Source organism: Burkholderia sp. Bp9143 (assembly GCF_003853645.1).
Taxonomy (GTDB): Bacteria; Pseudomonadota; Gammaproteobacteria; order Burkholderiales; family Burkholderiaceae; genus Burkholderia.
Genome location: NZ_QTPO01000007.1, coordinates 101,726 through 122,793 on the forward strand (window position 1 = coordinate 101,726; position 21,068 = coordinate 122,793).

At 67.4% G+C, this 21,068-nt stretch carries 21 protein-coding genes and 2 pseudogenes; 7 read left to right on the top strand and 16 right to left on the bottom strand.

Annotated elements, in window-relative coordinates:
• Positions 1-123: 123 nt before the first annotated feature.
• The 3 genes from DIE23_RS07160 to DIE23_RS07170 all read right to left on the bottom strand — a co-directional run bounded on the left by DIE23_RS07160 (position 124) and on the right by DIE23_RS07170 (position 3,504).
• Positions 124-1,044, bottom strand: coding sequence for a LysR substrate-binding domain-containing protein (locus DIE23_RS07160; RefSeq protein ID WP_185646399.1), 921 nt, complete (start codon positions 1,042-1,044; stop codon positions 124-126).
• 238 nt (positions 1,045-1,282) lie between these two features.
• Positions 1,283-1,876, bottom strand: coding sequence for a hypothetical protein (locus tag DIE23_RS07165; RefSeq protein WP_124611464.1), 594 nt, complete (start codon positions 1,874-1,876; stop codon positions 1,283-1,285).
• Positions 1,877-2,115: 239 nt separating this feature from the next.
• On the bottom strand, positions 2,116-3,504 hold the full coding sequence (locus tag DIE23_RS07170) for an NCS2 family permease (RefSeq protein ID WP_124611465.1): 1,389 nt from the start codon (positions 3,502-3,504) through the stop codon (positions 2,116-2,118).
• A 475-nt stretch (positions 3,505-3,979) separates the two neighbouring features.
• Between DIE23_RS07170 and DIE23_RS07175 the strand changes: the two are divergent.
• Positions 3,980-4,225, top strand: a pseudogene (locus DIE23_RS07175) (O-methyltransferase); the annotation flags it as partial.
• Between the two features lie 136 nt (positions 4,226-4,361).
• Here DIE23_RS07175 and DIE23_RS07180 read toward each other — a convergent pair.
• The 7 genes from DIE23_RS07180 to DIE23_RS07210 form a co-directional block, all read right to left on the bottom strand.
• Positions 4,362-4,898: a DUF3455 domain-containing protein gene (locus DIE23_RS07180; RefSeq protein ID WP_124611466.1), complete on the bottom strand. Its 537-nt coding sequence runs from the start codon at positions 4,896-4,898 to the stop codon at positions 4,362-4,364.
• A 138-nt stretch (positions 4,899-5,036) separates the two neighbouring features.
• Positions 5,037-6,041: an aldo/keto reductase gene (locus DIE23_RS07185; protein ID WP_124611467.1), complete on the bottom strand. Its 1,005-nt coding sequence runs from the start codon at positions 6,039-6,041 to the stop codon at positions 5,037-5,039.
• Positions 6,042-6,070: 29 nt separating this feature from the next.
• Positions 6,071-7,186, bottom strand: a complete 1,116-nt coding sequence (locus DIE23_RS07190) for an alkene reductase (RefSeq protein WP_124611468.1) — start codon at positions 7,184-7,186, stop codon at positions 6,071-6,073.
• A gap of 69 nt (positions 7,187-7,255) precedes the next feature.
• Complete coding sequence (dkgB, locus tag DIE23_RS07195) at positions 7,256-8,062, bottom strand: 2,5-didehydrogluconate reductase DkgB (RefSeq protein WP_124611469.1); 807 nt, start codon at positions 8,060-8,062, stop codon at positions 7,256-7,258.
• 146 nt (positions 8,063-8,208) lie between these two features.
• Positions 8,209-9,153: an LLM class oxidoreductase gene (locus tag DIE23_RS07200; protein WP_124611470.1), complete on the bottom strand. Its 945-nt coding sequence runs from the start codon at positions 9,151-9,153 to the stop codon at positions 8,209-8,211.
• 16 nt (positions 9,154-9,169) lie between these two features.
• The gene (locus DIE23_RS07205; protein ID WP_124611471.1) at positions 9,170-9,493 is read right to left on the bottom strand and encodes a MoaF-related domain-containing protein; all 324 of its coding nucleotides are present in this window, start codon (positions 9,491-9,493) and stop codon (positions 9,170-9,172) included.
• Positions 9,494-9,522: 29 nt separating this feature from the next.
• Positions 9,523-10,725, bottom strand: a complete 1,203-nt coding sequence (locus DIE23_RS07210; protein WP_124611472.1) for an MFS transporter — start codon at positions 10,723-10,725, stop codon at positions 9,523-9,525.
• Between the two features lie 109 nt (positions 10,726-10,834).
• On the opposite strand from DIE23_RS07210, the gene DIE23_RS07215 reads away from it, so the two are divergent.
• The gene (locus DIE23_RS07215; RefSeq protein ID WP_124611473.1) at positions 10,835-11,776 is read left to right on the top strand and encodes a LysR family transcriptional regulator; all 942 of its coding nucleotides are present in this window, start codon (positions 10,835-10,837) and stop codon (positions 11,774-11,776) included.
• A 102-nt stretch (positions 11,777-11,878) separates the two neighbouring features.
• Here DIE23_RS07215 and zwf read toward each other — a convergent pair whose 3' ends face one another.
• A complete protein-coding gene (zwf, locus tag DIE23_RS07220; RefSeq protein ID WP_124611474.1) occupies positions 11,879-13,354 on the bottom strand; it encodes a glucose-6-phosphate dehydrogenase in 1,476 nt (491 codons plus the stop codon).
• Between the two features lie 203 nt (positions 13,355-13,557).
• Between zwf and DIE23_RS07225 the strand changes: the two genes are divergently transcribed.
• The gene (locus DIE23_RS07225; protein ID WP_124611475.1) at positions 13,558-14,136 is read left to right on the top strand and encodes a TetR/AcrR family transcriptional regulator; all 579 of its coding nucleotides are present in this window, start codon (positions 13,558-13,560) and stop codon (positions 14,134-14,136) included.
• A 188-nt stretch (positions 14,137-14,324) separates the two neighbouring features.
• Positions 14,325-15,194 carry an SDR family NAD(P)-dependent oxidoreductase gene (locus DIE23_RS07230; protein WP_124611476.1) on the top strand — a complete coding sequence of 290 codons (870 nt, stop codon included), beginning with the start codon at positions 14,325-14,327 and terminating at the stop codon, positions 15,192-15,194.
• A gap of 117 nt (positions 15,195-15,311) precedes the next feature.
• Here the strand turns inward: DIE23_RS07230 and DIE23_RS07235 are convergent, their stop codons facing one another.
• From DIE23_RS07235 to DIE23_RS07255, 5 genes are all read right to left on the bottom strand, one after another.
• Complete coding sequence (locus tag DIE23_RS07235) at positions 15,312-15,479, bottom strand: hypothetical protein (RefSeq protein WP_185646403.1); 168 nt, start codon at positions 15,477-15,479, stop codon at positions 15,312-15,314.
• Between the two features lie 118 nt (positions 15,480-15,597).
• Positions 15,598-16,176, bottom strand: a complete 579-nt coding sequence (locus DIE23_RS07240) for a peroxidase-related enzyme (RefSeq protein WP_124611478.1) — start codon at positions 16,174-16,176, stop codon at positions 15,598-15,600.
• Positions 16,177-16,261: 85 nt separating this feature from the next.
• Complete coding sequence (locus DIE23_RS07245; protein WP_124611479.1) at positions 16,262-17,245, bottom strand: MDR family oxidoreductase; 984 nt, start codon at positions 17,243-17,245, stop codon at positions 16,262-16,264.
• 45 nt (positions 17,246-17,290) lie between these two features.
• Positions 17,291-17,929 (bottom strand): TetR/AcrR family transcriptional regulator, encoded by a 639-nt coding sequence (locus tag DIE23_RS07250; protein ID WP_124611480.1) that lies wholly within the window; start codon positions 17,927-17,929, stop codon positions 17,291-17,293.
• A gap of 242 nt (positions 17,930-18,171) precedes the next feature.
• A complete protein-coding gene (locus tag DIE23_RS07255; RefSeq protein ID WP_124611557.1) occupies positions 18,172-18,921 on the bottom strand; it encodes a hypothetical protein in 750 nt (249 codons plus the stop codon).
• An 809-nt stretch (positions 18,922-19,730) separates the two neighbouring features.
• Between DIE23_RS07255 and DIE23_RS07260 the strand changes: the two genes are divergently transcribed.
• The 3 genes and pseudogenes from DIE23_RS07260 to DIE23_RS40025 all read left to right on the top strand — a co-directional run.
• Entirely contained in the window at positions 19,731-20,096 is a 366-nt protein-coding gene (locus DIE23_RS07260) for a hypothetical protein (protein WP_124611481.1), read from the top strand.
• A gap of 23 nt (positions 20,097-20,119) precedes the next feature.
• Positions 20,120-20,635, top strand: coding sequence for a YMGG-like glycine zipper-containing protein (locus tag DIE23_RS07265; protein ID WP_124611482.1), 516 nt, complete (start codon positions 20,120-20,122; stop codon positions 20,633-20,635).
• Between the two features lie 46 nt (positions 20,636-20,681).
• Positions 20,682-21,001 (top strand): annotated as a pseudogene (locus DIE23_RS40025) (hypothetical protein); the annotation flags it as partial.
• Positions 21,002-21,068 lie beyond the last annotated feature (67 nt).

Consider the following 21,068-nt stretch of genomic DNA (forward strand, 5'->3'; position numbering starts at 1 on the left):
GCGGGCGCGCGACGTGCGCAAGATTATCAAGACAAAATACCGGCAGGGCGCCTAGGACATGCCCCGATACCGGACCCGACGGCCGCGCGTGCGCCGCGCGACCGTTTCAGAGGAAGGAACGATTCAACCGAGCGTTTCGTTGACCGCGCGCTGCAGGCAGGTGACGAATTGCGATACGGCGGGCGTCGGCAGCAGGTCGCGGCGCGCGATGATCGACAGGTCGAAGCGCGGCATGCTTTCGTCGAGTTCGGCCGTGCGGATCCCGAGCGGCGCCACCATCGCGGCCAGCGGGCGCGTGAAGCAGCCGATCACGTCGGAGCGGGCGACGAGCCCGAGCGTCACCGCGAACGACATCGGCGAGCGCAGCAGGCGTTTCGGCAGCGGCAGCCCGCGCGCCTCGAACATCGCGATCATCACGCTGTGCGGGAACTGCTCGGCGCCGACCGTGACGATCCACTCGGCGTCGAGCAATTCCTCTAACCGGCGCGCGTGCGCGAGCGGGTGGCCTTCGCGCATCACGACGGTGAATTCGGTCGACAGCAGCGGCACCTGCGTGAAATCGCGGTCGAGCGCGGGCACATGGTGCATCGCAGCGATGTCGAGCGTGCCGTTGCGCAGTTGCGCGAGCGCGTCGGGCACCGTCACTTCCTCCAGATGCAGGCTGACGTTCGGCATCGACCGGCGGAAGGCCGTGACCGCGTGCGGCAGCGCGGTCAGCGCGATCGACGGCATCGTGCCGACCGCGACGCGCCCCGACATTTCCCCTTTCACCTGCTCGACGGCCTCGACGGTGCGGCGTATGTCGCCGAGCAGTTGCTCGGCGCGCGGCAGCAGCGCATGGCCGCACGCGGTCAGCTCGACGCCGCGCACGCTGCGCACGAGCAGTTCGGCGTTCAGTGCCGTTTCGAGTTCGCGGATCGTATGCGTGATCGCGGGCTGGGTGACGCCGAGTTCGCGCGCGGCGGCGCGCAGGCTCTTGTGATGCGCGGCGGAGACGAACGCCTGGAGCTGCGCGATGTTCAGGTGGTTTCGGATGCGAGTCATCGATCGGTTCGGATCTGGCGGCGAGCCGGGGCGCCGGCGCGAAGATCGATAGGGTAGCGCGACGCGACGGCGGGCGCGGGGTGGAACAAAAATCGCGGAGCAGTGCACGGAATCGTTTCGTCGCGACCGACGGCTGACCGATCAGGATTGCAGATGACGGCGCGTGCGTGTTCGTGGCGCTGCCGATGTCCATCGCGATGCGGCGTATCCCGCCGATGTCGGACGGCGACCCCGCGTATCAGGCGAGCGCCAGTTCGACGGCCGCGAGCGTGCGGCGACGGATCCAGCCGCTCGCAAGCCGGATCGCGAGCCAGTACGGCAGGAACAGCAGCCGCGTGCGCGTGCTCGGACAGTGCACGAAGGTTTCGGTGCGCAGCAGTCGCGTGCCGGCGGGCAGTCCGACGACCTCGAACCGCAGCACCAGCTTCGCGTCATTCGGATCGTCGTGCCGGACGAACGCCGCGGCGTCGTCGATCGTCCGCACGTCGGGGGCCGGGCGCCAGAAGCGGCCGACGAGCCCCAGCGACAACGACGTGTCGTCGCGATGCAGCAGCGTGAACGTATCGAAGCCGAAGCGGGCGCGCCCGGCTTGAGCGGGGCGGTTGCGCAGCGCGCGGGCGATGGCCGCCGGCGATTCGCGCACGGCAAGCAGCGCGTCGATGACCGGGTCGGCGCGCATGTCGAGCGCGGCCACGGTGTCGATGATGCGCGACGGCGACGCGTCGATCGGCCGTGATTCATGAACTTCGACGAACCCGAACGACGGGATGAACGGCGGCTTGCGCGCCGCGTTCCGCGTGTCTGATTCGCAGGCGATGCCGAACGGATTCATGAGGGTTCCGGAGGACAAAGCAAGATCGTAGCACCGCGTGTGGATTCGTTACGCGACGCATGCGGCCGCGGCTTTCCGACTCGGCCGGACAACACGGCGGAACCCCTGCCGCACCGACAAAAAAGGCCTGGAAACATGTGTTTCCAGGCCTGGAGACCATCAATGACGATGGTGGAGGAGACGGTGTCGTCCCGATGCGCGCCGCCCTTTTCGCAAGCGACGTCGCGCATGATCCGCGGTCAGATCGCCCAGCCGCCGAGATAGAACGTGACGAGCACGGCCGCGATGAGCACGGTGCCGACGTTGAGCTTGCGGAATTCTCCGCTGGCGACGCGGCCGATCACGAGCGTCGAGAAACCGAGCATGATGCCCGTCACGATGTTCGCGGTCAGCACGATGAACACCGCGCACACGAGGCCCGACATCGCATCGACCATGTCGTCCATGTGCAGCTTGCTCACGCTGCCGAGCATCAGCAGGCCGACGTACATCAGCGCGGGCGCCGTTGCGTACGACGGCACGAGGCCCGCGAGCGGCGAGAAGAACATCACGACCAGGAACAGCAGGCCGACCACCGCGGCCGCGAGGCCCGTCTTCGCACCGGCGGCCACGCCGACGCTCGATTCGATGTAGGCCGCGGCCGGCGCGCCGCCGAGGAAGCCGGAGAAGATCGAGCTGACGGAATCGGCGGTCAGCGCGCGGCCGCCGTTGATGATGCGGCCGTTCTCGTCGAGCTGGCCCGCCTGGCCCGCGACCGCGCGGATCGTGCCGGTCGCGTCGAACACGGCGGTCATCACGAGCGCCAGCACGCTCGGCAGCACGGCCATCGACAGCGCGCCCTTGATGTCCATCGCGCCGATCAGCGATGCGTGGCCCGGCGCGCTCAGCGACGGCAGCGCGAAGACGCCGCGGTACTTCACGGCCGGATCGAACGCGAGACCGATCAGCGAGATCGCGACCACGACGAGCAGGATGCCGCCCGGCACGCGACGCTTCTCGAGCCCGAAGATCGCAGCGAGGCCGACGACCGACATGATGACGGGGAACGCGGTGATCTGGCCGAGCGAGACCGGCAGGCCGGCACCCGGGTTCTTGATCACGAGGCCGACATCGTTCGACGCGATCAGCAGCAGGAACAGGCCGATGCCGATCCCGGTGCCGTGCGCGACGCCCGCGGGCAGGTTGCGCAGGATCCACGAACGCACGCCGGTGACCGAGATGCCCGTGAACACGAGGCCCATCAGGAACACGGCGCCGAGCGCGACGCTCGGATGCAGGCCCTTGCCGAGCACGAGGCCGAACGCGGTGAACGCCGTCAGCGAAATCGCGCAGCCGATCGCGATCGGCAGCTTCGCCCACAGGCCCATCAGCAGCGAACCGAAGGCGGTGGTGAGGCAGACCGCGACGAATACCGCGCTCGTGTCGAAGCCGGCCTTGCCGAACATGCCGGGCACGACGAACACGGAATAGACCATCGCGAGGAACGTGGTCACGCCCGCGACGATTTCGCGGCGCTGCGTGCTGCCGCGCGACGAAATGCCGAAGTACCGGTCGATGACTCCCGTGGTGCCGAGGTCCGTTTCTTCCGCGCCGACGCCGACCGTCGGCTGCACCGGGGTATCACTCATGAGCTTGCTCCTTTATCAGCATGCTGAAACGGCCTGTAGCGGACCGTCATCAGGGTGTCTCGTATCTGGTTGAAATAATCGGCAACGTCGTGGGGACGCTTGACGTGATCCGTGTCGTCGTACGCGCTTCGAGGCGGGCGCGAGGGTGTCGCGTCGTACGACGCGTGGTGCGGTCGACCTGTCACGTGTGCTTTGCCGTAGCGAAGGTTAGGCGAACGGCCCATCACGTCCCATTGGGGGAAGAGCATGCAGCGCATGTCGCAGCGCTTATATCGGCGTGCAACCGGGCTTCGTCGTCGTGGAACGCGTGTATACGCCTAGTTCGAATCCGTTAAGGCGATTATTTGAATGCGGGATCGACGGGCCGGGCGGGGGCGGGTGATGCGTTGAATCTTACGAGTGTCTTTCATCGAGGCTGCGCAGGTACGTGAAAACGGCCGCCGCGCGAAACCTGCATCCGGATGATGCCGGGGCCGCGCGCGCGATCGTCGAGTTCGGTACGTCGTTCGGCATTTCGACACGGCACCTCGCGGCCGCGCTGCGCGACCACGGCGGCGGCCGGTTGATCACGAGCGAATTCGAAGCGTCGACGGTCGCGCGGGCGCGCGTGAACCTGGCGGCCGCCGGGCTGGCCGATCTCGCGGAGATCCGCGAAGGCGATGCGTTGCGCACGCTGGCCGCCGATCTTCCGGACACGGTCGACTTGCTGCTGCTCGGCGGCGATGTCGAACTGTCGATGCGGATTCGCCGAGGTTGAGTCATTGCATCGCAGCCGGAGCGATATCGTAAAAACGAAGGATCACTGATCGAATGGATGCGGCGGCAACGCCCTGGATCCGGGCAGCCGTCGTCGTGCGTTACTTCAGGAACACGTAGCGTGCGAAATACGGAAAGCGGCCGACCGCATGCTCGGTCGAACACGTCGCCTCCGGTGGCGTGCCGCCCGCGGTATCGAGCCGCTGCACGAAGCGCACGCCGGCGAGCGCGCCGGTCGTGGCCTTCGCGTCCGTTGCCGCCGGCGTCGCGGCGAGCAGGAGTTGCGGAATGCTGCCCGGGTGCGCGCCTGGTGCTTCCGCGAGCTTCTTGCCGGTGATCCGGCTGCCGTCGGTCGCTTCCCACGATGGCCCTGCGCCATGCCGGACGACGAGCGTGCCGCCGGCATCGAACAGCATCGCTTCCGGGTGCTGGAACACCCAGGCGAGCTTGTGTCCGGCATCGTAGTCGCACGTGTAGACCTGCACGCCGGCCGCGGTCGTCGACAGCACGGGCGCGGCCGGCTGGGGCGGTGCCAGGCCGGCAGCTTCGTCGGCGCGGGCCGAGACGGTGCAGACGGCCAGCGCAACGCAGGCCACGGCGGCCGGCAACGTGGTGTTTTTCAGGGAGCGGCTTCGCATGGCGGGCATCCTTTCAGGTCGGGTGACGGGCAACCGTCGACGAACCCGTAAACGCTAGACGCCAATCGCGCTGGCCGCAATGTGCAAATGGCAATCGCGGCGATAGTCGCCGCGCCTGTCCGATTCAATCCTTGAAGCTCAGATCGCGCCGGCCGGAGTCGGTGCGTGTTCCGCGATCAGGCGTGCGGCCTTCAGCGCGTCCCACAATGCCGCGGGGATCGGCGCCGCCGCGAGACGCAGGTTCTCGTCGATGCGATCGGGCCGGCTCGCACCGGGGATCACGGCCGCGACGGCCGGGTGCGCGAGCGGGAACTGCAGCGCCACCGCGCGCACGTCGACACCGAACCGTTCGCACATCTGCCGGATGCGCGCGACGCGATCGAGCATGTCCTGCGTGGCCGGCTGGTATTCGAAGTGGGTGCCGCCGGCGAGTACGCCGGAGTTGTACGGACCGCCGACGATGATGCCGAGCCCGCGCGCGGCGCTTTCCGGCATCAGCCGGTCGAGTGCGCCCGCATGGTCGAGCAGCGTGTAGCGGCCGGCCAGCAGGAAGCCGTCCGGGTCCGAGCGCTCGAGCGCGAGCTGGCACGGCTCGATCCGGTTCACGCCGAGGCCCCAGCCCTTGATGACCTTCTCGTCGCGCAGCCGCGTGAGCGCCTTGGCCGCACCCGACATCGCGACGTCGAACACGTCGAGCCAGCGCTCGCCGTGGAAGTCGATCGCCGGATCGTGGATCCACACCGTGTCGAGGCGGTCGGTGCGCAGCCGCTCGAGGCTCGCCTCGATCGAGCGCAGCGTGCCGTCTTCCGTATAGTCGTAGACGATCTTGTTCGGCAGCCCGTGGCGGAACAGCCCACCCTTCTCGCCGAGATCGCGTTGCGATGCATCCTCGTGTTCGTCGAGCACGAGCCGGCCGACCTTGGTGCCGAGCGAATATTCATCGCGCGGCCGGCCGGCGAGCGCTTCGCCGAGGCGCAGCTCGGCGAGGCCGGCGCCGTACAGCGGCGCGGCGTCGAAGTAGCGGATGCCGGCGTCCCACGCCGCGTCGACCGTGGCCAGCGCTTCGTCGTTCGGGATGTCCCGATACATGTTGCCCAGCGGCGCGGTGCCGAAACCCAGGCGGGAGGGGAGCGTGATTCTCATGAGCAGTCTCGGGTGGCTGGACTGCCCGCTCAGGCCGCGGCCTGAGCGAGCGTCGGATAGTCGGTCAAGCCTGCCGCGCCGCCGCCGAACAGCGTGTTGCGGTCGTGCGGCGTGAGCGCGGCGCCGGTGCGCAGGCGCTCGGGCAGGTCGGGGTTCGCGACGAACGGGCGGCCGAAGGCGATGAGGTCGGCCCAGCCGTCGGCGATCGCCGCGCGTGCGCGCTCGGCGGTGTACGCGCCGGCGTAGATCAGCACGCCGGAGTAGGCGGCGCGCAGTCGCTGCTTGAATTCGACCGGCATCAGCGGCGCGTCATCCCAGTCGGCTTCCGCGATGTGCAGGTAGCCGACGCCGATTTCGCCGAGCAACTTCGCCGCGGCGAGGTAGGTCGCTTCCGGATCGGCGTCGACGCAGCCGTTCAGCGTGGTCAGCGGTGCGAGGCGGATGCCGACGCGCGACGCGTCGCCGGTGCCTTCGATCAGCGCCTGCGTGACTTCGCGCAGGAAGCGCAGCCGGTTCTCGAGCGAGCCGCCGTAGGCGTCGGTGCGCGTGTTCGCGTTCGAGTCGATGAACTGGTTCACGAGATACCCGTTCGCGCCGTGCAGCTCGACGCCGTCGAAGCCGGCCTCGATCGCGTGGCGAGCGGCGGCGCGGTATTGATCGACGACCTCGCGGATTTCGTCGGTCGTCAGCGCGCGCGGCTCGGACGCCTGCACGAAGCCCGGCGTGCTGCCGTCTTCACCGGCGATGAACACGTTCACGCCCTTCGCCTGGATCGGCGACGACGACACGGGTTGCCGGCCGCCGAGCAGGCTCGTGTGGCTCAGTCGGCCGACGTGCCACAGCTGCGCGAAGATGCGGCCGTGCGCGGCGTGGACGGCATCCGTCACCTTGCGCCAGCCGGCGACCTGCGACGGCGTGTGAATGCCGGGCGTCCATGCGTAGCCCTTGCCGAGCGGCGCGATGTAGGTGCCTTCGGTGACGATCAGGCCCGCGCTCGCGCGCTGCGCGTAATACGCGGCCATCAGTTCGTTGGCTTCGTCGCCGGGCTGGCTCGCGCGCGAACGCGTCATCGGTGGCATCACGATGCGGTTCGGCAGCGTCAGCGCGCCGAATTGCAGCGGTTGGAACAGCGGGTCCTGGGTCATGGTGGTGTCCTGTCGGTGCCGCGGCCTTCGGGCCACGGCGGATCAAATGGAGAATGGCGGGCGGCGCGCTTAGTCCCACTTCGGCGCGAGGCCGGCCGGGTCGACTTCGCGGCCGTTGCGCTCGAGCGCGGCGATCTGCGCCATGTCTTCGTCGGTCAGGTGCAGCGTCTGCGCGAGCAGGTTGCTGGCGAGGTTCTCGCGCTTGGTCGACGACGGAATCACCGAGTAGCCGAGCTGCAGTGCCCACGCGAGTGCAACTTGCGCCGGCGTCGCGTCGTGACGTTTCGCGATCGCGCCGATCACCGGGTCGCCGAGCACCTTGCCGTACGCGAGCGTCATGTACGACGTCACGTGGATGCCTTCGGCGTTGAGGAACTCGACCAGCTTGCGGTTCTGCAGGTACGGGCTCAGTTCGATCTGGTTCGTCGCGATCGCATCCTTGCCGACCACCGCGATCGCTTCCTTCGTCAGTTCGATGTTGAAGTTCGAGATCCCGATCTGGCGCGTGAGGCCCTTCGCCTTCGCATCGGCCAGCGCGGTCATGAACGCCTGTACCGACACGCCGTTGTCCGGGGCCGGCCAGTGGATCAGCGTCAGGTCGACGTAGTCGGTGCGCAGCTTGCGCAGGCTTTCCTCGAGGCTGGCGACCAGCTTTTCCGGTGCGTAGTTGTCGACCCAGATCTTCGTCGTGAGGAACAGGTCTTCGCGGCGCACGCCCGACGCGGCGATCGCTTCGCCGACCTCGGCTTCGTTGCCGTAGATCTGCGCGGTGTCGATCGCGCGGTAGCCGACCTCGAGACCGTTACGGACCGAGTCGATGACGACCTGGTCCTTCAGGCGGAAGGTGCCGAGGCCGAATGCGGGAATGTTGCTCATCATGGGCTCCTGAAGGGGGAACGATTGCGGTATGGAAGTCATTCTGGCGCGCGAGACTGATGAGATAAACGCCTCCAGAGGTCAAAAATATTTGATTTGAAGTCAAATATAGGTCGGCGATTCGCCGGTTCGACGGAGACTGCCGGCTATGCGACGCGGGCTTGCGGGTTCGCCCGGAACACCGGCAGCACGTCCGCTGCGATCTCGGCCATCGTCTCGTCGAGCGGACGGCGGTTGCGGCGGAAATGCAGGCCGATGTGCTGCACGCCGGCGTCGCGCATCGCCGCGAGTTCCTCCGTCAGCGCGACGCGCCCGGCGCGCGCGCCGAAGCGGTGTCGCTGCAGCGGTTCGTGCGGATCTTCCGCGAGGTCGAGATGGATGAAGCTCACGTACGGCTTGTTGCCGGCCACCGCGCGCCAGTTCGCGGCGCGCTGCAGGTGATCGGCCGGCGTGCCCGGATATGCGAGGCAGCCGTCCATGTGTTCGCCGATCCACGCGGGCGTCTGCTGAGCGAGGCCCGCGACGAGCAGCGGCACCGGCGAGCGCGCGGCGGGCAGGACGTCGAGGCCGGACGGCAGGTGCCCGCGCGCGCCGTCGCGCAGCAGCGCGATCTGGTCGCGGAAATTCGCGCCGCGTGACGCGAAGTCGCGGCCGAACAGCGGATATTCGACCGGCCGGTCGCCGCTCGCGACGCCGAGCAGCAGGCGGCCACGGCTCAGTTCCTGGATCGTCGCGGCCGATTTCAGCGTCAGCAGCGGTTCGCGCAGCGGCAGTACGACGGCCGCCGTGCCGAGAAGGATGTCGCGCGTGATGCCGGCGAGGTAGCCGAGATACGAGAAGGTCTCGAACACCTGCGCGGCGTCGCCGAACGACGGGTCGTACACCGGCACGTCGCGTACCCAGAGCGCGCGGAAGCCGAGCGTGTCGGCCAGTTGCGCGAGCGCCGCGTGGAATTCCAGGTCGGGCACGCCGGGGCGGCGGCCGTCATGCTGGCGCTTCGCATCGCCGCCCGGCGACCAGTCGTTGTCGAGCGGCAGTTCGATGCCGATGCTGAAGCCGCCGTCGGCGAGCGTGTTGAGTGAAGTGGACATGGTCGGGTCTCTCCGTTCAGCGTGCGCGCAGGCTGCCTTCGAGCCGATAGAAATCGAGCGACGCCGCGGTGAAGAACGAGCGCGACGTGCCGGCGGCGAAATCGTCGATGTGCACGACGGTTGCGCGATCGGCTTCCTGCCATGAGATCGCGTAGGTCTCGCCGGCGACGTGCTGCCACGTATATGCGACTTCGCCCTTCGCGCCGGCGTACGCGCCTTCGGTGATCTCGTAGCGCATGTGGAGGCCGTCCTCGTCATACGCGTTGAGGGCGGTGAGGCCGTCGTAATGGACTTCGAATGTCTTGCCGGCGAACGGCGGACGTCGGTTCGATGCGTTCATGCTGATGCGCTCCTGCAGGAAAGTGACGATCAATGTGCGAGTTCGACGGGTTCTGCCGTACGTTCGGGCAGGCCCTGGCCGCGGTCGAGGCGGCCGCTCAGTGCGGTCAGCGCGAACGCGCCGAGCGTGACGACGGCGGCGATCCACGGCGTATGGCCGAGGCCGGCGTTCGCGACGATCAGGCCGCCGAGCGACGAGCCGCCGGCGACGCCGAGGTTGAACGCGGCGATGTTGAAGCCCGACGCGACGTCGGTGGCGTCCGGCGCGAAGTGGCGTGCCTGCTTGACGACGTACACCTGCAGGCCCGGCACGTTGCCGAATGCGACGGCGCCCCATGCGAGCATCGTCAGCACCGCGAGCCACTTCACGTGCACCGTGAAGGTCAGCGCGAGCAGCACGATCGCGAGCAGCAGGAAGATCCGCTTGAGCGCCTTGACCGGGCCGACGCTGTCGGCGAGCTTGCCGCCCCACACGTTGCCGAACGCGACCGACACGCCGTAGCCGACGAGCACGAGACTGACCTGCGACGGCGTGAAGCCGGCGATCTGTTCGAGCAGCGGTGCCATGTAGGTGAACGCGATCAGCGAGCCGCCGTAGCCGACCGCCGTCATCGCATAGACGAGCAGCAGGCGCGGCTGGGCGAGCACGCGGAACTGGCGGGCGAGCGGCGCCGGCGGCGTCCGCGGGAGGCCGCGCGGCACGAACGCCAGCGCGCCGAGGAAGGCGACGAGGCCGAACAGCGCGACGATCAGGAACGTCGCGCGCCAGCCGAAGTGCTGGCCGATGAAGGTGCCGAGCGGAATGCCGGCGACGAATGCGACGGTCATTCCGCTGAACATCGTCGCGATCGCGCTGGCGGCCTTGTCCTTCGGCACGAGCGTGGTCGCGATGATCGAGCCGACGGAGAAGAACACGCCGTGCGCGAGGCCGGTGAGGATGCGCGCGACGATCAGCGATTCATAGCCCGGCGCCTGCCAGGCCACGAGGTTGCCGACGGTGAACAGCGCCATCAGCGCGGCGAGCAGCGTCTTGCGCGGCACGCGGCCGGTGAGCGCGGTGAGGAGCGGTGCGCCGATGGCGACGCTCAGCGCGTAGAGGCTGACGAGCAGGCCGGCCGACGGCAGGCTGACGCCGAGATCGGCGCCGATCGTCGGGATCAGCCCGACGATCACGAATTCGGTCGTGCCGATGGCGAACGCGCTGACGGTCAGCGCAAGCAGGGCGAGTGGCATGATGGGATCCAGGTTCCGATAAGGATGGATCGCAGTGTGCCGACTTTACTTTTGCGGAAAAACGCGTCTATAAATCAAATTGTTTTGATTTCAGATCAAGAATGCAGCAATGAAGATTACGCTCGACGAACTCCAGGCCTTTGCCGCCGTGGTCGACTCCGGTTCGATCACCGCTGCCGCGCAGCAGCTCGACCTCACCGTGTCGGCCACGAGCCGCACGCTCGCGCGGCTCGAGGAGAAGCTGAAGACCACGCTGCTGCGCCGGACCACGCGCCGGCTCGAACTGACCGAGGAAGGGCGCGCATTCCTGCAGGACGCGCGCGCGATCATCGAATCGGTCGAGAACGCCGAGGAACAGATGCTCGCGCGGCGCGAGATGCCGTCGGGGCGGCTGCGCGTCGACGCCGCGACGCCGTTCATGCTGCACGTGATCGTGCCGCTCGTGCGCGGCTACCGCGAACGGTTCCCGAAGGTCGAACTGGAACTGAACAGCAACGAGGGGATCATCGACCTGCTCGAACGGCGCACCGACGTCGCGATCCGGATCGGCCGGCTCAAGGATTCGACGCTGCACAGCCGGCGCATCGGCAACAGCCGGCTGCGCATCCTCGCGAGCCCCGCGTACCTCGAGGCGCACGGCCAGCCGCGCAAGGTCGAGGATCTCGACAAACACACGCTGCTCGGCTTCACGCAGCCCGAATCGCTGAACGTATGGCCGATCCTCGGCGCGGACGGCGAGCCGAACCGCATCGAGCCCGGCATCTGGTCGTCGAGCGGCGAGACGCTGCGGCAGCTCGCGCTGGAGGGCGCGGGCATCGTGTGCCTGTCGGATTTCATGACCGCGCAGGATCGCGAGGCCGGCCGGCTCGTGCAGGTGCTCGCGCGGCAGACGCTCGACGTCGAGCAGCAGATCAACGCGGTGTATTACCGGAACACCGCGATTTCGTCGCGGATCGCGTCGTTCGTCGATTACATGATCGAGGTGCTGGGCGGCGGGAGCGGCAACGACGCGCCGGCGCGGCGCAAGGCTGCGTGGATGGGGCCGCTGTAACGGTGGAGTACCGGAAGGGAGGCGGGCGCCCGGCGGCGGGCGCCCGGTGTGATCCGGCATGCCGCACGGCGCTTGCGCCGCGGGCATGCCGGCGTGCCGGGGTTACGCTTCTTCGGACCACGACATGTTGTCACGCGCCAGCAGCGCCGACGATGCCGCCGGCCCGAACGTGCCGGCCGTGTAGAGGCGCGGGCGGTCGCCGAGCTGTTCCCAGCCGTCGAGAATCGGCTCGACCCACGACCACGCGGATTCGAGTTCGTCGCGACGCATGAAGTGCGTGAGGCGCCCGCGGATCACGTCGATCAGCAGCCGTTCGTACGCTTCCGCGCGTCGTTCCGGAATCGCCTGCTGCAGGTCGAGGTTCAGGCTCACGGGCACCATCTTCATCCCGCTGCCCGGCTCCTTCGCGAGCATCTGCAGCTGGATCGACTCTTCCGGCTGCAGCTGGATCACGAGGCGGTTGCTGTAGTGGCGCGGGCCGCTCGGGATGATCGAGAACGGCATGTCCGCGAACTCGATCACGATTTCCGACTGGCGGCGCTGCAGCCGCTTGCCGGTGCGCAGGAAGAACGGCACGTTCGCCCAGCGCCAGTTGTTGATGTACGTGCGCAGCGCGACGAAGGTTTCCGCGTGGCTGTCTGCCGGCACGTTGTCTTCCTCGAGATAGCCCTTCACCGGCTGGCCGTCGACCGCGCCGGCCGTGTACTGGCCGCGCACCGTGTCGCGCGCGACGTCCGACAGCGCCATCGGGCGCAGCGAGCGCAGCACCTTCAGCTTCTCGTCGCGCACCGCGTCCGGGTCGAGCGACACCGGCGGCTCCATCGCGACGATGCACAGCAGTTGCAGCAGGTGGTTCTGCACCATGTCGCGCAGCGCGCCGGTATGGTCGTAGAAGCCCGCGCGGCTGCCGACGCCGACCGTCTCCGCCACCGTGATCTGCACGCTGCGGATACTCGGTGCCTGCCACAGCGGCCCGAAGATCGGGTTGCCGAAGCGCAGCACCATCAGGTTCTGCACGGTCTCCTTGCCGAGGTAATGGTCGATCCGGTAGATCTGCGATTCCGCGAAATGCTTGCCGACCGCATCGTTGATCGCCTTCGCCGACGCGAGATCGTGGCCGAGCGGCTTTTCGAGGACGACGCGCGAGCGCGCATCGACGAGATGCGCGGCCGACAGGTTGTCGCAGATCGTCGTGAACAGCTCCGGCGACGTCGACAGGTAGAACACGCGGATGGCGTCGCTGCGCGCCGCTTCGGCGAGCCGCGCATAGTCTTCCGGCGCGTTCACGTCGATCAGCACGTACTTGAACAGGTCGAGGAAACGCGCCCAAGCGTCGGCGTTGAACGCCTTCTCGTCGATGAACGGGCGCGACTGCTCGTCCATGAACTTGCGGTAGCCGTCGATGCCCCAGTCGCGCCGGCCGACCGCGATGATGCGCGTCTCGGGCGGCAGGTTGCAGTGCAGGTGCGCCATGTACAGCGCGGGCAACAGCTTGCGGGCGGCCAGGTCGCCGCCGCCGCCGAAGATGATCATGTCGACGGGCTGGTCGGCTTCGGTCTGGTTGGGCTTATTCGTCATGAGTGGTTCGCGGTCTGAAGCGGTGTGAGCGTGGAACGAACGTCGAAGCGCCGGGCGCCGGTGCGTTGGCGCGCCAGTACGTGAAAACGCTAATAGTGCACGCTTTTGATCAATTGCGTGTGGGTTCCCCGTATGTAACAGGACTTGCATTCCGCACGTCGGCACGATTATGATTGAGCGCTCACTCATTAAAGGAATCGAACGTGGCCCGACCGCGCAGTCCCGACAAGCACGACGCCATCCTCGCCGCTGCGGCCCGCGCGCTCGCGGAGGACGGCCCGGGCGCGACCACCGCGCGCATCGCGCGGCTTGCCGGCGTCGCGGAAGGCACGGTGTTCACCTATTTCGAGACCAAGGATGCATTGATGAACGCGCTGTACCTGAGCCTGAAGGCCGGGATGCGCGAAGCAATGATGACCGGGTTTCCGGAGCACGCGCCGGCCGAGCAGGCGATGCGGCATACGTGGACCGGCTATGTGTCGTGGGGCGTGGCGAATCCGGACGCACGGCGCGCGCTGCAGCAACTCTGCGTGAGCGGCCGCATCGACGACGCGCATCGCGCGGCCGGCGCCGAAGGGTTCGGTGCGGTGCATGCGCTGCTGCGGGAGCATGTCGCGGCGGCGGGCGGGCTCGAGGCCGGCGACGCACAGGCGTTCCGCGCCGCGCTGTTCACGTCGATCGCGGAAACGGCGATGGAGTCGATCGCGCGCGATCCGGCACAGGCCGATGTGTACCGGGAAGCCGGGTTTCGCGCGCTGTGGGCCGTGCTGCACGCGGTGTGAGCGGGCGCCGGCATAACGGACAGCTGAAGTCGGCTGGATCGGCGGCGCATTCGGTTCGGGCGCCGCTGCGGCGATGGAAGGCGGTTTCAGGCAGGGCGACGAACTGTGAAAACGATCGGTTCATCGCCCATATTAATGAGTGAGTAATCATTCATTTTAGTGGTTTCAACTTTGTCGAGGAGTGGAAAATGTCGAAAGTCTGGTTGGTGACAGGGGCCGCACGCGGCTTGGGGCGCGCCATCTCGGAAGCGGTGCTGGCGGCGGGCGACCGGCTGGTAGCCGGTGCGCGCGATCCCGCGCGGCTCGCGGATCTGGAAGAACAGTACGGCGACCGCTTGCTGCCGGTCGAGCTCGATGTGACCGACGAAGCGGCGGCCGCACACGCGGTGGCGGCCGCCCGCGATGCGTTCGGCCGCATCGACGTGCTGGTGAACAACGCGGGCTACGGCCATACGGCGCCATTCGAGCAAATGGGCGCCGACGACTTCCGCGACCAGATCGAAACGAACCTGTTCGGCGTGGTCAACCTGACGCGCGCGGTGTTGCCGACGATGCGCGCGCAGCGCGCGGGCCACATCTTCCAGGTGTCGTCGGTCGGCGGGCGCACGGCGACGCCCGGCCTGTCCGCGTACCAGACCGCGAAATGGGCGGTCGGCGGATTCAGCGACGTGCTGTCGAAGGAAGTCGCGCCGTTCGGCGTGCGCGTCTGCACGCTCGAGCCGGGTGGGATGCGCACCGAATGGGCCGCGCAGGCGAAGCGCGACGTCGACGGCCTGCTGCCCGACTATCAGCCGTCGGTCGGGAAGTTTTTCGAATTGCTCGGCGCGTACGGCGGCCACGAGGTCGGCGATCCCGCACGGATCGCGGCGCTGATCGTCGAACTGTCGCGTCGCGACGACGTGCCGATGCGCCTGCTGCTCGGCGGCGATGCGCTGTTCGTGTGCGAGCAGGCGGAAACGCAGCGTGCGGAAGAGGCGGCACGGTGGCGCAATGCGACGCTGTCCACGATGTTCCCGGATGCGAAGCTGCCGGACGGGTTGCAGGCGTTGAAGGTGTAAGTGAGCGCTGGCCGTCACCCGCTTGCCGGCGATGCAGGTCGAGCGGCAGGCCGGGGCGGCGTTTGCTTGCGGTAGTGGCCGGCAGCGCCCGCCCGATCGACGGGCGCTGCTCTGGTCTTACGCAGCGTGTTCCACGAGTGCGTGCAATGCCTGCCCGGCCTTCGCCATCGCCGCGCGCGCCGCGTCGGCGCCCTGAGCAACGCCTTCCACGCGCAACTCGCTGATGTCGGTCAGGCCGATAAATCCGAGCAGATGCTTCAGATAGCCGTGGGCGGCGAAAAACAAGCAGCCGATCGCGCAAGCGCTTCGACGTCGCGGCCGCGGCGGCGACGGAGCCGGGTGAGGGTGTCGCACACCGGCGCCGGTAGCGCTGCCACGTGCCGCCTGCGTGACCGCGCTGCCCTCAACGCCCCAGCGCGTAGAACTCCGCGTTGGGCCGCATGTTCGTCACGTTCGCGATGCGATTCGACATCCCGAAGAACGCCGAGATCGATGCGATGTCCCAGACGTCCTCTTCGGTGAAGCCGTGCGACTTCAGCGTGTCGAAATCCGCTTCGCCCACCTGGTGCGCGGTCTGCGAAACCTTCATCGCGAAGTCGAGCATCGCCTTCTGCCGGACGGTGATGTCGGCCTTGCGGTAGTTGGTCGCGACCTGATCGGCGATCAGCGGATCCTTCGCGCGAATGCGCAGGATCGCGCCATGCGCGATGACGCAGTACTGGCACTGGTTCACGGCGCTGGTGGCCACGACGATCATTTCCCGTTCGGCCTTGGTGAGGTTGCCCGGCTTGTCCATCAGCGCGTCGTGGTACGCCATGAACGCGCGAAACTCGTCCGGGCGATGCGCGAGCGTGAGGAATACGTTCGGGATGAAGCCTGACTTTTCCTGGACGGCCGCGATCCGTTCGCGGATATCGTCGGGCAGGTCTTCGAGCGTCGGCACCGGAAAGCGGCTGACGGGCGCGTTGTCTGCAGCGGTCATGAGGTCTCCTGGATCAAGTGGCATGGGCGAACGCGATGCGCGCGCCGCTGGCCGAGTATCAAACGACGGGTTGCCGTTGCCGGCGTCATGCGTTGACGTCCACGACGATGCGGCCGCGCACCTTGCCGCCGATCAGTTCCTCGGCGAGCGGGATGACGTCCGCGAGGCCGACCTGGTGACTGATGGTGCCCAGTTTCTCGACATCGAGATCGGAAGCGAGCCGGCGCCATGCCTCCAGCCGCTCGGCGTGCGGGCACATCACGCTGTCGATGCCGACGAGTGTCACGCCCCGCAGGATGAACGGCGCGACGGTGGCGGGGAAGTCCATGCCGGCGGCCAGGCCGCAGGCCGTCACCACGCCACGGTAGCGCGTGGTCGCGCACACGTTGGCGAGCACGTGGCTGCCCGCGACGTCGACCGCGCCGGCCCATCGTTCCTTGCCGAGCGGCTTGCCGGGTGCGCTGAATTGCGACCGGTCGAGGATCTCCGCCGCGCCGAGCTGCCGCAGGTAGTCGGCATCGGCCGGGCGGCCGGTCACGGCGACGACGCGATACCCGAGCCGCGCGAGGAGGGCGGTGGCGACGCTGCCGACGCCGCCTGCCGCGCCGGTCACCACGATCTCGCCATCGTCCGGGCGCACGCCATGCCGTTCCAGCGCCATCACGCACAGCATCGCGGTGTAGCCGGCCGTGCCGATGGCCATCGCCTGTTGCGGCGAAAACGCGGACGGCAGCGGCACCAGCCAGTCTCCGTCGACGCGCGCCTTCTGGGCCAGGCCGCCCCAGTGCGTCTCGCCGACACCCCAGCCGTTGAGCACGACGCGATCGCCTGCGCGGTAATCCGGATGCGTGCTGTGCTCGACTTCGCCGACGAGGTCGATGCCCGGCACCATCGGAAACTTGCGGACCACGGGGCTCTTGCCGGTGATCGCCAGCCCGTCCTTGTAGTTCAATGTCGAATAGCCGACCCGGATCGTCACGTTGCCCGGGGGCAGTTGCGCGTCGTCCAGCGTCTGCAGACGCGCGTGCTGGCCGGTTTCGTCCTTGTCGATCACGATGCCCTGGAACATCCGTCCTCCTTTCTAGACCGATCGTCTAGTTAATGGTAAAAAAACTCAGCGGCGAGGCAATCCATTGAAGAAAAACTGCGCGAACAGCGCGAGCGGCACGTCGCTGCGTTCGAGCTTCGCGCGCAGCACGGCGCCTTCCCAGCCGATCCAGAAAAACGCGGCCAGCTCGGCAGGGTCGGCCGAGGCCGCCAGTTCGCCGGCCTGCTGCGCGGCGACCAGGCAGTCGCCCAGACGGCGCTGCCAGTCCTCGAACGTCGCGCGCAGACGCGCGCGGAAACTTTCGGGCAGCGCGCCCATTTCCTGACCGAGGTTGCCGATCAGGCAGCCGCGGCCGTATTCGTAGCGGGCCATGCCGTCGCGCGCATCGTCGACGAACGCGCGCACGCGCGCGAGCGGCGACTGTTCGGTCTGGCTGAAATGGCGGTCCAGCTTGCGCGCGAAGAACTCGGCGTAGCGATCGATCAGCTCGAGGCCGAACGCTTCCTTGTTGTCGAAGTAGTGATAGAACGAGCCCTTCGGCACGCCGGCGCGACCGAGGATCTCGTCGAGCCCGGTGGCGGAAAAACCCTTTTCGGTGAGCAATTCCAGCCCGGTGCGCAACAGCATGTCACGCGTCGCGACGAGGTCTTCGTGCTGCTTCGGTGGCCTGCCGCGGCGGCGAGGCGGATCAGTTCGAACGTCCATGGGCGAATAATAGACCGTTCGTCTCGGAAATCAAGGGCTCGTGTGCCGGGCGAGTCGGGCGAGCACACGCCGTATCACTTTCGATTAGATGCGGATACGACCTTCTTTTGAATTGCGCAACGTCTACTGGCGTTGGCATTCCTGTGTCAAACGGCTGTGAGCAGACCCAACCACATCGTCGGTCCGGACGCAGCCAGAAGCGGTTTGTCAAAGCGAACGTGCGAACGTGGGGGACACCGGATTTACATCATCCCTCCGCCGCTTCCCGTTCCGGTGCCGCCGGGGCCGCCGCCTGTCGGGGGGGCCGGGAGCACGGGCAGGGGATGCTGGGCACCCACCGTTGCCATGAGCGCGGTGGCGACAGGGTCCGGCTCGCCGTTCGAGTCGATCGCGCCGGCGTGCGCGAGTGCCGTGAGATCCGTGTCGACGCCGGGCTGTCCGACGGCGAACGGCGTCGTCAGGAAGTTCGGCACGGCGAGCGTGAGCGCGAATCGCTGATCGAGCGCCTGGCCCACGGCCGTTTGCGCGTTCAGCACGTCGATCGGGTTCCCGAGCGCCAGCTGAAACTGTGCGTTGGCAGTGAAGCTCACGATGAGGCTGCCTTCCGTCGTGCCGAGCTGCGCCGCCATGTACGCCAGCAGCAGATCCGTTTCCGGTGTGACGTTGAAGGTGCCGCCGGCGAACGCGATCGAATGCAGCACGGTCGAGCCCGAGGTGGCAGTGATAAGGCACGGCAAACGCGCGCCGAGCGTCGCGTGGTAGTTGCCGCCCGCGTCGGTGGTCGTGCTCGACGATCCCAGTACGCAAGTGATGCTGATCGTCGCATTTGCGAGCGCCCTGCCGGTGGCGGCCGTGCCCGACATCGAGACGGACGGCGCCGCCGCGCCCGAGCCGCCGCCCCCGTCGCCTCCGCACGCGACGAGCAGTGCGAGAGACGCAGCCAGCAAGAGCGCGCTGCCAGCGCGGGGGAGAGAGCGGAGTCGAGCATCCATGGGAGTCTGCCGGAGGGTGGTCGAATACAACGAGTAAACGTATTGCCGACAGCGTTTATTCCAGGCACCCGCAGATTCCGTCGACGTTGCTTTGACGAGCGCAAACCCTTCGTCGATCCAACCCGTTACTCCTCTGATCATCACTTTCACGGGCCGCTCGAGTTGCCCGGCGTGTGGCGATGACGAGTCCTGCGGCGTACCACCGGCAGTTTGGGCGCGCGCCGGCGTCGTCTCCCGTTGAGCCCGCCACCGCGCTGGGCTCAAGCCCGTGTGCATCATGAACACGCGCTGAAACGCTGCCTCCGACTTGTACCCCACCGCCTCTTCGAAATGCCGCCCGCCAGCGTCGGCGTGACCGCGGCCGAGTGGTCGCGCCGACGCTGGCGGGCGCTCTGTTCAGTCTTGGCTGGCTCGGTGCGCCGCTGGTCGCATGCGGTGCGCTGAAGATCGCGTATGACCTATCGCTGCTGGTCGCATTCCGACGGCCAAACCATAGAGGGATCCGAGATCTTGCCGCGACGGCATGACCGATTAGACGTCAAGTCTGTTGACGCGGATCCGGTCCAAGGTGATAAGGACGACTACTTACAAAGCGATCGCGTCAGTCAGGGCGCGCTGACACGGCCGCGGCACCCCTCGAAGGGTTTGGGAAAGATTACATCCGCTTGCCGGCACGTCTTGGAAGTAACAGCAGTAACACCGCGTTTCATCGTGCGCGCATCCCGCTGCGTCCCGCCGCGGTTTGGTATTCAATGGAAATAGCCCGGTTCGAGAGCGGGGCGGGCATGATTTGGATCAGGACAGCAATTATGAACGGGCGAACCTTGTGCCGGCTGGCACTGGTGCTGGCCGCAATCATGGGGACCGGTGCGGCGCTGGCCGATCATCCTCATTTCCACGGGGGCCATCGCGGCTTCCATCATTCCCACACGAGGGTCTTCATCGGCTCGGGTTTTGCCTTCGGCTATCCCTATCCATTCGGCTACCCCGCCTACTATCCGCCCGAAGTGGTAGCAGTGCCTACCTCGCCGCCCGAGTATGTCGAGCAGGCCGACGACGTGGCGCAGCAGAATTACTGGTATCGATGCAGTCAGCCCGAAGGGTATTACCCTTATGTCCAGGCGTGTCCGGGCGGCTGGCTCGAAGTCCCGGCACAGCCGCCGGTCAAGGACTGACTGCCGAAGGGTCAGGTGTGATCATGCAAGCCTTTGCTTCCCCATCCTTTCTTTCCCTGGCCGCGCTGATGCTTGCCGCCTGTACGGCCGTGCCGACGGGTCCCGATGTGATGGCGCTGCCCGGTACCGGCAAGAGCTTTGATCAGTTTCGGGTCGATGACGCCGGCTGCCGCCAGTATGCGCTCGGCCAAATTGGAGGCGTCAGCGCGGCGCAGGCGAGCACGCAAAGCGCGGTAGGCAGCGCGGCGGTCGGCACCGCGGTGGGCGCGGCGGCTGGCGCAGCCTTCAACGGTGGTTCGGGCGCCGCAGTGGGAGCGGGCGTAGGGCTGCTAACCGGCTCCGCAGTTGGCGCCAGCAACGCGCAATACGCTGGTCATGACGTGCAGCGCCGCTACGATATGGCCTACGTGCAGTGCATGTATGCGCGGGGGCACCGTGTGCCGATTTATGGCCATATGGTCGCTGCGCCGCGGTTTGGACAGCCCAATGCCCACGTTCCACCGCCGCCTCCCCGGAGCCTGCCCGGCCCTGTGCAATAGCGTTGCAAGCGCGAATTGCAAGTGTCCGGCGGACTAGTGTCGCGGTATCGCCGTCATCGCGTGCGAGGACAACGACAAGCTTCTCGTCTTTGATATGCGCGCACAGCGCGCCGTCCAATCGTTCGATATCGGCAGCGCCCCCAATGTACTTGCGTTCGATTCGTCGATGGGCACCCTCTATGTTGCGGCGAAGCAGGCATCGGTTCGACGTTTGGCGCCAAAGGTTCAATTGTCACCAAAATCGGCGAGGGCCGCCTCGAGCCGAATGCGCATGTCGTCGCAGTCGACCCCGCTATACACCGGTCGTACTTCCCACTGAAAGTTGTTGGTGGCCAACCGGTGCTGTGCGTGATGAAGCCCGGATAAGCGCGCTGGCCCGCCGCACTCTTGCCTTCAGCGATGACTCGTCGGCACTCGATATACTCGGGCGGCG